This window comes from Streptomyces sp. NBC_00178, assembly GCF_036206005.1.
Lineage (GTDB): Bacteria > Actinomycetota > Actinomycetes > Streptomycetales > Streptomycetaceae > Streptomyces.
Map to the genome: position 1 here is coordinate 4,464,693 of NZ_CP108143.1, position 11,768 is coordinate 4,476,460.

Here is an 11,768-nt window from a genome sequence, read left to right on the forward strand (position 1 = left end):
GGGATACTGGTCAGCGCAGACGTAGAGGAAAGGCCACATCATCGTGACTGAGATCGAGATCGGGCGCGGCAAGCGCGGTCGGCGCGCATACGCGTTCGACGACATCGCCGTAGTGCCGAGCCGGCGCACCCGTGACCCGAAGGAGGTCTCGATCGCCTGGCAGATCGACGCCTACCGTTTCGAGCTGCCCTTCCTGGCCGCGCCGATGGACTCGGTGGTCTCCCCGCAGACCGCCATCCGCATCGGTGAGCTGGGCGGCCTCGGTGTCCTCAACCTCGAAGGGCTGTGGACCCGGCACGAGGACCCGCAGGCGCTCCTCGACGAGATCGCCGAGATGCCCGTCGAGACCGCCACGCCGCGGCTCCAGGAGATCTACTCCGCGCCCATCCAGGAGGAGCTGATCGGCCGGCGCATCAAGGAGGTGCGCGACTCCGGTGTCGTCACCGCCGCCGCGCTCTCGCCGCAGCGCACCGCCCAGTTCTCGAAGGCCGTCGTCGACGCGGGCGTGGACATCTTCGTCATCCGCGGCACGACGGTCTCCGCCGAGCACGTCTCGGGCGCCGCCGAGCCGCTCAACCTGAAGCAGTTCATCTACGAGCTGGACGTCCCCGTCATCGTCGGCGGCTGCGCCACCTACACGGCGGCCCTGCACCTCATGCGGACCGGCGCGGCCGGTGTCCTGGTCGGCTTCGGCGGCGGCGCCGCGCACACCACGCGCAACGTCTTCGGCATCCAGGTCCCGATGGCGACCGCGGTCGCCGACGTCGCCGGCGCCCGACGTGACTACATGGACGAGTCCGGTGGCCGGTACGTGCACGTCATCGCGGACGGTGGCGTCGGCTGGTCGGGCGACCTCCCGAAGGCCATCGCCTGTGGTGCGGACGCCGTGATGATGGGCTCCCCGCTGGCCCGTGCGACCGACGCGCCGGGCCGCGGCCGCCACTGGGGCATGGAGGCCGTCCACGAGGACGTCCCGCGCGGCAAGCTGGTCGACCTGGGTTCCGTGGGCACGACGGAGGAGGTCCTCACCGGCCCCTCGCACAACCCCGACGGCTCGATGAACATCTTCGGCGCCCTGCGCCGGGCGATGGCGACCACCGGCTACAGCGACCTCAAGGAGTTCCAGCGGGTCGAGGTGACGGTGGCGGACTCGCAGCACCGCCGCTGACCTTCCGTACGCAGGACGGCCCGGACCACTTCCATGGTCCGGGCCGTCCTGCGTGTGCGCGCTGTCAGCCGGCCTTCCGGGCGCCGGCGAAGGCGCCGACGGGGCCCAGGACGAGGAAGACGTACGTCATGAAGTCGGACCCCGCCTTCCAGGTGCTGAAGAGGTCGCCGAAGTGGTCGAAGAACACCTCGGAGAAGCCGATTCCCCGGACGTCCGCGATGATCACCGCCATCCCGATGAGCTGGCCGAGGAGGACGGCACCCACGGAGACGACGGCGGCGGCGATGCCGACGACGGGGAGCGGCCCGCCCACCTTGCTCGCGGCGAAGCCGATCAGGAAGCCGACGCCGACGGCCGCGTAGCCGACCTCGCGCTCGATGGAGCCGGCGATCACGCCGTAGAGGACCGCCGCGACGACCGCCGCGCCGAGAGCGGCCAGCAGACCGAGGCCCGCGTTGGCGCGCGCCGGGGCCTGCGGCGGGACCGGGGCGTACGGGACGCCGGCCTGGCCCGCGAACGGGTTGCCCGGAGGGGTGCCGGGCTGCTGTCCGGCGAAGGGATTGCCCGTGGGCGCCGGCTGGGAGGCGTACGGGTTCCCGCTGACGGGCTGTCCGCCCTGCGGCTGCGGCGGCTGGCTGGGCGGTACGGGCTGGGTCATGGTGGTGCTCCCCCTGGGCAATGCGCACGGCTGTGCGAGAAGTGACGCCGCAGGCTAGCAGCCGCCGCCGACACCGCCCATGGGATTCCGGGGGATCCCCGGGCGGCTACAGCCGGTGCGCCGCTCCGGCGGGCGTGGCTCCCCGCGTGTCCAGGAGCAGTTGGGCCTTGACCGCCAGCCCCTGGAGGTCGTAGGTGCGGTGGTGCTGGAGAAGCACCGTCAGATCGGCCCCGGCGGCGGCCTCGTAGAGCGAGTCGGCCCGCGTCACGGGCAGGTCGCGCACGCGCCAGTCCAGGACGTGGGGGTCGTGGTAGCCGATCTGTGCGCCCATGTCCATGAGCCGGGTCGCGATCTCGCGGGCGGGCGCGGCCTCCTGGTCGGCGAGGTCGGGCTTGTAGGTGACGCCGAGCAGCAGGACCCTGGCGCCCCGGACGGACTTGCCGTGCTCGTTGAGCAGGGTCGCGCAGCGCTGGATCACGTAGCCGGGCATCCGGTCGTTGATCTCCTTGGCCAGCGAGACCATGCGCAGCGGATGCCCGGGGGTGCGGCTGTTGTACGGGAAGTAGCCGGGGTCGACCGGCGCGCCGTGGCCGCCGACGCCGGGTCCGGGACGGAACGGCTGGAATCCGAACGGCTTGGTCTCGGCGCACCGGATGACGTCCCAGAGGTCGACGCCCAGGTCGTGGCAGAGCACCGCCATCTCGTTGACCAGCGCGATGTTGACGTGCCGGAAGTTCGTTTCGAGGACCTTGGTCATCTCCGCCTCGCGCGGGCCCCTGGCCCGGACGACCTTGTCGGTGAGCCGTCCGTAGAAGGCGGCAGCCGACTCGGTGCACGCGGGGGTGAGGCCGCCGATGACCTTCGGGGTGTGGGCGTAGACGTGGGTGCGGTTGCCCGGGTCGAGACGGCCGGGGGAGTGGGCGAGGTGGAAGTCGCGCCCGGCGCGCAGCCCGGAGCCCTCCTCCAGGAGCGGACGGACGACGTTCTCCGTGGTGCCCGGCGGCACCGCCGACTCCACCAGGACGGTGGTGTGGGGCCTCAGCCGGGCGGCGAGCGCGCGGGCCGCGTCGGTGACGGCGCGGAGGTCGGGCATGCGGTCCGGCCCGAGCGGGGCGGGGGCGCAGATCGCGGCGGTGCGGACCCGGCCCAGCTCGGCCGGGTCCGCGGTGGGCCGGAAGCCGCCCGCGACCATCCTGCGGATGTCCGAGGCGCTGAGGGATCCCTCGACCGGCGTACGGCCGGCCGAGAGTTCCGCGAAGGGCCGGGGGTCCGTGTCGTAGCCGACGGTGTGGATGCCCACGCCGACGGCCGCCTGGGCGAGGGGCAGGCCGAGATGGCCGAGTCCGATGACAGCGAGGTCTGCGGGCATGGGGAGAGCCGTCCTTTCCCTAAGACCAAGAGGCGGAGAGTGCAACTGCTGGGGACAGCGCTATGTCAGACTAGGGTTAAATATGACCTATATGTCGCATTCCGCGGGTCGCGTGAGCCGGGTGTTGTCCACAGGCGGTGGCTGAAGTCGCGGACCGCGGACAGAATCGAAGGGTGGGCACGGGCGCCCGGCCCCCCGGCCGGACCCGCTCTTTCGTGCCGTGTCACCCCGATCCACCGGGAATACCGGGAGGCAGCAGTGAGGACAGCGACACTGGGACCCGCGGAGCGCACCGAGGCGCTGGCCGCGATGGCCGAGCGCGAACTGGACGTGCTGGTCGTGGGGGCGGGCGTGGTCGGCGCCGGGACCGCGCTCGACGCGGCCACGAGAGGACTTTCCACCGGTCTGGTCGAGGGGCGGGACTGGGCCTCCGGCACCTCCAGCAGGTCGAGCAAGCTGATCCACGGCGGGCTGCGCTATCTGGAGATGCTGGACTTCGCGCTCGTCCGCGAGGCGCTCAAGGAGCGGGGGCTGCTGCTGGGACGGCTGGCGCCGCACCTCGTGAAGCCCGTGCCCTTCCTCTACCCCTTGCAGCACAAGGGCTGGGAGCGGCTGTACGCCGGTTCCGGCGTCGCCCTGTACGACGCGATGTCGGTGTCCTCCGGCCACGGGCGGGGACTGCCCGTGCACCGGCACCTCACCCGGCGCCACGCACTGCGGGTCGCCCCGGCCCTGCGCAAGGACGCCCTGGTCGGAGCCCTCCAGTACTACGACGCCCAGATGGACGACGCCCGTTTCGTCGCGACCCTGGTGCGCACGGCCGCGAGCTACGGCGCGCGCGTGGCGAACGGCGCGCGGGTGACCGCGTTCCTCAAGGAGGGCGAGCGGGTCGTCGGCGCGCGCGTGGAGGACGTCGAGGGCGGCGGCGAGTACGAGATCAGGGCCAAGCAGGTGGTCAACGCCACCGGTGTGTGGACGGACGACACCCAGGCGCTCATCGGCGAGCGCGGGCAGTTCCACGTCCGGGCCTCGAAGGGCGTCCATCTCGTGGTGCCCAAGGACCGCATCCACTCCACGACCGGTCTCATCCTGCGCACCGAGAAGTCCGTGCTCTTCGTCATCCCCTGGGGACGGCACTGGATCATCGGCACGACGGACACCGACTGGGACCTCGACAAGTCCCATCCGGCCGCGTCCAGCGCCGACATCGACTACGTCCTCGAACACGTCAACTCGGTGCTGAACACCCCGCTCGGCAGGGACGACGTCGAAGGGGTCTACGCCGGACTGCGGCCGCTGCTGGCCGGTGAGTCGGACGCCACGAGCAAGCTGTCCCGTGAGCACACCGTCGCGCACCCGGCACCGGGCATCGTCGTCGTGGCGGGCGGCAAGTACACGACGTACCGGGTGATGGCCAAGGACGCCGTCGACGAGGCCGTGCACGGGCTGGACCAGCGGGTCGCGGACTGCGTCACCGAGAACATCCCGCTGCTGGGCGCCGAGGGCTACCAGGCCCTATGGAACTCGCGTGCCCGGCTCGCGGCCAGGACGGGACTGCACGTGGTGCGGGTCGAGCACCTGCTGAACCGCTACGGCTCCATGACCGAGGAACTCCTCGAGCTCATCGCGGTGGACCCCACGCTCGGCGAACCGCTGACCGGCGCCGACGACTACCTCCGTGCGGAGATCGTCTACGCCGCCTCGCACGAGGGCGCCCGGCACCTCGACGACGTCCTGACCCGGCGTACCCGGATCTCCATCGAGACGTTCGACCGGGGTACCCGGTCGGCCCGCGAGTGCGCCGACCTGATGGCACCGGTCCTGGGCTGGGACACGGCCCAGGTCGAACGCGAGGTGGAGCACTACACCAAGCGCGTGGAGGCAGAGCGGGAGTCGCAGCGGCAGCCCGACGACCTGACGGCGGACGCCGCCCGGCTCGGAGCGCCGGACATCTCGCCCCTCTAGGAGGCGAGCGGGAGGGGCGGTGCGGGCAGGAGGCTGTGCCCGGAGGTCAGGAGGACCCCCGGGTGCAGAACTCCGCCTCCAGGAGCGCCGTTTCCAGGTCCGGGCCGACGGGTGAGTCGGTGTCGACCCGGAAGGTGAAGACGTGCCGCCCGTCGCGGGTCGCGGCGGACCGGACGCGGCTTCCCGAGATGCGTCCGCCGTGGCCCCAGACGGTCGTGCCGCAGGACAGCCGCTGCGGATGGATGCCCATGCCGTACGCGCCGCCGGCGGCCCGGGTGTCGAGCATGGCCGACAGCTCGGCGGGCCCCAGCAGCCGGCCGCCCAGCAGGGCCGCGTAGAAGCGGTCGAGGTCGTCCAGGGTGGAGACCAGTTCCCCCGCGGCCCCGGCGACGCGGGGGTCGATGGACGTGACGTCGCGCAGCGTCCCGTCGACCGCGCGGTGGTAGGCGGGCGAGTGGGGGAGGGGCAGGGTGGTGCGGGCCCCGGGCAGCGACGTACCGGTCAGCCGGAGCGGGGTGATGATGCGGCGCCTGATCTCGGCCCCGTACGTGTGCCCGGTGACGCGCAGGACGACCATGCCGAGCAGGACGTAGTTGGTGCTGGAGTACACGTAGGAGCCCCGCGCGGCGGCCGGAGGGTGGGAGACCGCCAGGCGGACGGCGGCACCGGGGCTCAGGGGCTGGGCGGACGGACCGGCAACTCCCGTGAGGGCGGGGTCGGTGGCGGGCAGGGCGCCCATGTAGTCGTAGAGGCCGCTGGTGTGGGTGAGCAGGTCGCGCAGGGTGATGAGGTCACCGGCGTTCCCGTGGTCGCGGACCACTCCCGGGAGGTGGTCCTCGACGCTGTCGTCCAGCCGGAGCGCGCTCTCCGCGGCGAGTTGGAGGACGACCGTCGCGACGAAGGACTTCGTGATGCTGCCCGCCCGGAAATGGTCGAAGGCGCCGATCCCGGTCCCCTCGGAGTCGTAGTAACCCTTGTCTGCACCGGTGTTGCCGCGGCCGTCGTGACGTGCCAGAAAGGCGGCCGCCGGGGCCCGGCCCTCGACGACGAGCCGGGGGAGGTAGGACGATGCGGGCGTGAGGTGTGGTTCGCTGGGCAGGCTGGTGGATCCCAGCGCGAGCACGGACAACACCAGAAGGGCGACGAGCAGCGCCCTTGAAATCGGCATGGCGGGGGGCACCTCCTCCGGCCACATCATGGCGGACCCGACCCGGCACCACGACCGGTCCCGGGGTGAGGGACAATGAACGCTCTGCCAGGGCGGGTTGATCGCAGAGGGGACGCATGTCGGAGGCGGAGCAGGCACAGGAGCCCCAACGGGACAAGGACGGACGTCTCCTCGCGGGGCGCTACCGGCTCGGGGATGTGCTCGGCCGGGGTGGCATGGGCACGGTCTGGCGGGCTGCCGACGAGACGCTGGGCCGCACGGTGGCGGTCAAGGAACTGCGGTTCCCGTCCTCCATCGACGATGACGAGAAGCGCCGCCTGATCACGCGCACCCTGCGCGAGGCGAAGGCGATCGCGAGGATCCGCAACACCAGCGCGGTGACGGTCTACGACGTCGTCGACGAGGACGACCGGCCGTGGATCGTCATGGAGCTCATCGAGGGCAAGTCCCTCGCCGAGGTGATCCGTGAGGACGGGACGCTCACCCCGCGGCGGGCGGCGGAGGTCGGCCTGGCCATCCTCGACGTGCTGCGCTCGGCGCACCGCGAGGGCATCCTGCACCGGGACGTGAAGCCGTCGAACGTGCTCATCTCCGAGGACGGCCGGGTCGTCCTGACGGACTTCGGGATCGCGCAGGTCGAGGGCGACCCCTCCGTCACCTCGACGGGCATGCTCGTCGGTGCCCCCTCCTACATCTCCCCCGAGCGTGCCCGGGGGCACAAGCCGGGCCCGCCCGCCGACCTGTGGTCGCTGGGCGGACTGCTGTACGCGAGCGTCGAGGGCCGCCCGCCCTACGACAAGGGCTCCGCCATCGCCACCCTGACGGCCGTGATGACCGAGCCGGTCGAGCCGCCGGAGCACGCGGGCGGGCTGGAGGAGGTCATCTACGGCCTGCTGGCCAGGGACCCCGACCAGCGGCTGGACGACGCGGGTGCCCGCGTCCTGCTCAACGCCGTGATCAACGCTCCCGAGGCGCCCGTGACGCCCCCGGCCGAGCGCACGCAGGTCATGGCGCTGCCCGGCACCGGTGACTCCAAGAACGGCAGGAACGGCGACAAGCGGGACAAGGGCGGAGCGGGGAGCGGTGCCGCGAAGCCCGCGGCCGCGGCAGCCGCCGCGGCCGCCGCCGGCGCCGTTCCGGCGGCGCAGGCATCCGGCACCGCGGCCACGGCGGGGCTGTCCCGGACCACGGAGAGCACCCGGGACCGGCTGCGCGGGGCGCTGAAGTCCGTGCGCAACGCCAAGGCCACGGCGCCCTCGCGCGCCTCCGGCACCACGGCGGCCTCGGCGTCCGTCGGCGGCCCGGCGCGGCCCGGCCAGGCCCGTGCGTCCATCACCGACGTCGTGCCGCGCCGCACCCTGGCGATCATCGCCGGAGTCGTCGTGCTGGCCATCCTCGGTACGGTCCTCGCCATCACCCTCGGAGACGGTGACGCGGGCAGCGACGGTGCGAAGGACGGCACCTCGGCGTCGGCCGGCGCCCAGGGCGGCGGCGGAACCGAGCCCGCTGGCGGCGGCTCGGGCAAGGACGACGCCTCCGGGGACGGCGGCAAGGACGGTCAGGGGGAGGACAAGGGGCAGGCGTCCGGCGACCCGACGCCCTCGCCCTCGCCGAAGACCGGCGAACCGGCCCCGGGCCCCGACGCCGTGCCCGCCGGGTTCAAGAAGGTCACCAACAAGCAGTTCCACTTCTCCATGGCGATGCCCGAGAACTTCAGGTTCGACGACATAGCGGGACGGAACTCGGGTGCCATCTACAACGCCGGCGGCGGCTTCCCGCGCGTCCAGGTCGACTACAACTCCAAGCCCGGGAGCGACGCGGCGGCGGCCTGGGCCGGGGCGGTCGCGAGCGCCAAGAGCCTCAGCAACGGCTACCAGCACATCGGGATAAAGAAGGTCGAGTACAACGGCTACCCGACCGTCGCCGACTGGGAGTTCACGCGCAACCAGCAGGGGATGCGGGTCCGGGTGCTCAACCGGGGCTTCAAAGCGGACTCCGACCACGGTTTCTCGATCATGATCAGCTGCAAGGCGTCCGAGTGGGACGGCAAGGAGTGCAAGGCGCTGCGCGACACGGCCTTCGCCACGTTCGAGATCGCCGACTGACCCGCGCGCGGGAACGACGGGGCGGCCGGGTTGCGTTGACCCGGCCGCACAGCCGTGACTTGCCACGTATGGTGAGAGACCGAGGACCGTACGCAGCCGAAAACATGGGGCGAATGCCCAGCAAGTGACCGCAATTGACGGAATCATGCGGTTTCCGTGACCGGGGGACAGCGCGCTCTGGGGAGGCGACGTGGACGACTACGCGGGTCGGGTGCTCGCCGACCGTTACCGCCTGCCGCTGCCCCCGTCCGACGCCTTCGAACTGGCCGAGACAAGAGCGTTCGACACGTACAGCGGGCAGGAGGTCCTGGTCCGCCAGGTGCCGTTGCCCGAGGTCGTGGACGCCGAGGTGCTCGACGCCGACGGGCTGCCCTCCGGGGCCAGACGCGCGACCGGACGGGCGGTGCGCCGGCCCACCGACCCGGCGGTCCGCAGGGCGATCGAGGCGGCCCAGGCCGCCGCGCAGGTCCCCGACCACCCTCGCCTCGACCAGGTCTTCGACGTGTTCGCCGAGGCCGGTTCGCTGTGGATAGTGAGCGAGCTGGTCGCCGCCAGGCCCCTCGCCGCGCTGCTCGCGGAGCGGCCCCTCAACCCCTACCGGGCGGCCGAGATCGGCTCGGACGTGCTCACGGCACTGGCGGTGCTGCACGCCCACGGCTGGACGCACCGCAACATCACGGTCCGCACGGTGCTGGTCTGCGACGACGGCCGGGTCGTGCTGACCGGCCTGGCGGCGGGCGCGGCCGAGGAGGCGCTGTGCGGATACGTTCCCGCGCCCCAGCCGGACGGCGAGGACGCCTACGGCCCCCCGGCGGTCGAATCGGGACCGACCGGACCCTACGACCCGCCGGAGCTGCGCGGCCCGTACGAGCCCTCCGCCTCCTACGCGCCGCCCGTCCTGGAGAACCCGTACGAGGACCCGGGGCCCTACGCGCTCGCGGAACTGCCGAGCCCCTACCGGCCGTCCGGTGCCCACGGACAGCAGGAGCCGCCCGGTGCCCGTGAGGCGTACGGACAGCTGGAGGCGCCGGACCCGTCCGGCGCTTACGCGCGGCACGACGCCGACGACCCGTCCGGCGCCTACGCGCGGCACGACGCCGACGACCCGTCCGGCCGCTACGAGCCGGAACCGGGCGAAACGGCCGGGGAGGCCGCGCCGCAGGGCCCGTCCTACGGCCCCCCGGAGCAGTCCGACCCGCACGCGCCCTACAGGCGGCCGTCGTCCGACGAGGGCGCGCCGTCCGGGCCCGAGACCCTGCCCGCGCCCAGGGCCGCCTCCGACGGTGTCCCCGCGCCCGGTCCCCGCGCCGGGGCCGACGCGGCGCCGCCGGTCCTGCCCGCTCCGCCCGGAGCGGGGAGCCCGGCGCAGCTGCGTGCCGCCCGGGCCGGTGCCATCGCCGCCTACCGCGCGGGGGCGCGTGCCGCGGCCCGTGCGGGCGAGGAGCAGAGGCGCGCGGAGCGTGAAGCCGGTGCGGGCCCGGACGGGCAGGAGGAGCCCGCCACGCAGGCCGCCGGGGAGCCGGAGCGCCCCGGGCCCGGCCCCGCGAGGCCCCCGCAGCTGACCGGCGGCTGGGGCGGACCGGGCGACGGCCCGTACCCGGACCTCGACGATGACGACGACGAGAACGACGACGACGGCGATCCCGGGCCCCGGCCGCCCGGCCGGCGCGTCCACCTCGCCGGTACCTGGGGCGACACCCCGGGCTCCGGCCGCCCCGTGCCCGCGGGCGGTTCGCGCGGCTACGGCGAGGACGCGCTGCGCGCCGACGCCCGGCGTCAGGGCGGCGGCCCCGCGGAGCGCCCCGACCGGCTGCCGCAGCCGGTCACCGCGCGCGCCCCCGTCGGCGGCTGGGACGAGGTGGTCGCCGGCAGTGGCAGCGCCCCCGCCTACCGCGGTCCCGCCACACCGCTCGCCGCCGAGCGCGCCCGGCAGGCCCGTATCGCGGTCGTCGGGGCCGTCACCGAGCGGTGGGCGCCCGAGCAGGCCGGCCCGGTCCACGACAACTGGCAACTGGCCCCGCCCATCGGCCCGTCCACCGACCTCTGGGCGCTCGGCGCGCTCCTCTACCGCGCGGTCCAGGGACACGCCCCGTATCCCGAGGAGAGCGCGGCCGAACTCGTGCAGATGGTCTGCGGTGAGCCCCCGGCCTTCGCCGAGGAGTGCGGTCCGCTGCGGCCCGTCGTCGAGTCGCTGCTGCGTCAGGACCCGACGGAACGCCCCGACTTCGAGGAGCTCCGCGGCTGGCTGCGCTCCCTCGTGCGCTCGGCCCCCGAACCGGAGGCCGGCGCCGACGTCGTCACCCTGCCCCCCGCCGACGCCACCCGCCTGCCCGTCGTACGCCGCCGGGGCGAGCTGGTCCGCAGGCGCCGTGGCCGCGGCGCGGCCCACGGACGGCACCGGCAGGGGAGGGCGCAGCGCCAGGAGGTCCCGCCGCAGAGGTACGAGAAGCCCCCCCGCGCCCCGCGCGAACCCAAGGGCCCCAAGGTGCTGCGCCAGCCGCCGCCCGGTGGCAGGGCGCCGCGCAGGCTCGGACGGCTGCTCCTCGTGCTCGTCCTGCTGCTGATGGCCGCCGCCGTCGCCTATGCCGTGATGTTCATGCCCAAGCAGGGCTCGGGTGACGGCGCGGGCCCGGCGCCCTCGGACTCCGCCGCGCCGCGGGAGCAGGAGACCGGCAGCCCGTCCGCCGGGGCCACCGCATCGGCCGGCGCCGGGGGTCCCTCGCGTCCGCCGGGCTCCCAGAAGCCGCAGACGAGCCGCTCGGCCGTCGCCCTCGCGTCGGGTTACGTCCTGCGGAAGGACCCCGAGGGCTTCGAGATCGGCGTGCCGAAGGGCTGGCAGCGCAGTCCCGCCAACTCCGACCGTCAGGTGCGGTACGGCAGCGACGGGTTCAGTGTCCTCGTCGTCCCGGGCCGGGACACGGTCAAGGCCAACGGGAGCGATCCGCTGGACTACCAGCGGTCGGCGGAGCCCGAGCTGAAGCCGTTCCGCGAGTCCAGCTGGGCGACGTCCACGGGTCTGCGCCGCGTCGACGTCGGCAAGCAGGCGATGGCCGAGGGGCAGTTCACCTGGCAGGAGAGCAGCGGGCGGCAGGTCTACGTCCGCAACCTGGTCATGATCGTGGGCGGCAGGTACCACATCGTCCAGGTCGTCGGCCCGGAGAACGACCGCGACCGGGTCTCCGAGATCTACGAACAGGCCATCTCCAGTTACCGGGTGTCCTCCTGACTGGTCGTCGGCGTGACGCGACAAGCATCACAGTGCGATTTCGTGGGCGGTGCGAGGTTCCGTGCGGCGGCCTCCCCTCCGTAACCTGTCGTCCCGAGGAACGGGGCGG

7 protein-coding genes are annotated in these 11,768 nt (G+C 73.5%); 4 read left to right on the plus strand and 3 right to left on the minus strand.

Translation table 11 applies throughout. The annotated features are described in order from the left end of the window. The first annotated feature begins 43 nt into the window (after nt 1–43). On the plus strand, nt 44–1,168 hold the full coding sequence (locus OHT61_RS19680; RefSeq protein ID WP_329040080.1) for a GuaB3 family IMP dehydrogenase-related protein: 1,125 nt from the start codon (nt 44–46) through the stop codon (nt 1,166–1,168). A 64-nt stretch (nt 1,169–1,232) separates the two neighbouring features. Here OHT61_RS19680 and OHT61_RS19685 read toward each other — a convergent pair whose 3' ends face one another. Then, on the minus strand, nt 1,233–1,826 hold the full coding sequence (locus OHT61_RS19685) for a hypothetical protein (RefSeq protein WP_329040081.1): 594 nt from the start codon (nt 1,824–1,826) through the stop codon (nt 1,233–1,235). Nucleotides 1,827–1,932: 106 nt separating this feature from the next. Further along, nucleotides 1,933–3,195 carry a nucleotide sugar dehydrogenase gene (locus OHT61_RS19690; RefSeq protein ID WP_329040082.1) on the minus strand — a complete coding sequence of 421 codons (1,263 nt, stop codon included), beginning with the start codon at nt 3,193–3,195 and terminating at the stop codon, nt 1,933–1,935. A gap of 258 nt (nt 3,196–3,453) precedes the next feature. On the opposite strand from OHT61_RS19690, the gene OHT61_RS19695 reads away from it, so the two are divergent. After that, nucleotides 3,454–5,160, plus strand: a complete 1,707-nt coding sequence (locus tag OHT61_RS19695; protein WP_329040083.1) for a glycerol-3-phosphate dehydrogenase/oxidase — start codon at nt 3,454–3,456, stop codon at nt 5,158–5,160. A 46-nt stretch (nt 5,161–5,206) separates the two neighbouring features. Here OHT61_RS19695 and OHT61_RS19700 read toward each other — a convergent pair whose 3' ends face one another. Further along, nucleotides 5,207–6,328: a serine hydrolase domain-containing protein gene (locus OHT61_RS19700; protein WP_329040084.1), complete on the minus strand. Its 1,122-nt coding sequence runs from the start codon at nt 6,326–6,328 to the stop codon at nt 5,207–5,209. A 116-nt stretch (nt 6,329–6,444) separates the two neighbouring features. On the opposite strand from OHT61_RS19700, the gene OHT61_RS19705 reads away from it, so the two are divergent. Continuing rightward, nucleotides 6,445–8,433: a serine/threonine-protein kinase gene (locus OHT61_RS19705; RefSeq protein WP_329040085.1), complete on the plus strand. Its 1,989-nt coding sequence runs from the start codon at nt 6,445–6,447 to the stop codon at nt 8,431–8,433. 190 nt (nt 8,434–8,623) lie between these two features. Then, nucleotides 8,624–11,659, plus strand: coding sequence for a protein kinase (locus OHT61_RS19710; protein ID WP_329040086.1), 3,036 nt, complete (start codon nt 8,624–8,626; stop codon nt 11,657–11,659). The last annotated feature ends 109 nt before the right edge of the window (nt 11,660–11,768 follow it).

Excerpts from the sequence above, each read along its gene's own strand:
- OHT61_RS19685 (WP_329040081.1), bottom strand. The coding sequence starts at position 1,826 with ATGACCCAGCCCGTACCGCCCAGCCAGCCGCCGCAGCCGCAGGGCGGA.
- OHT61_RS19690 (WP_329040082.1), bottom strand. The coding sequence starts at position 3,195 with ATGCCCGCAGACCTCGCTGTCATCGGACTCGGCCATCTCGGCCTGCCC.
- OHT61_RS19700 (WP_329040084.1), bottom strand. The coding sequence starts at position 6,328 with ATGCCGATTTCAAGGGCGCTGCTCGTCGCCCTTCTGGTGTTGTCCGTG.
- OHT61_RS19705 (WP_329040085.1), top strand. The coding sequence starts at position 6,445 with ATGTCGGAGGCGGAGCAGGCACAGGAGCCCCAACGGGACAAGGACGGA.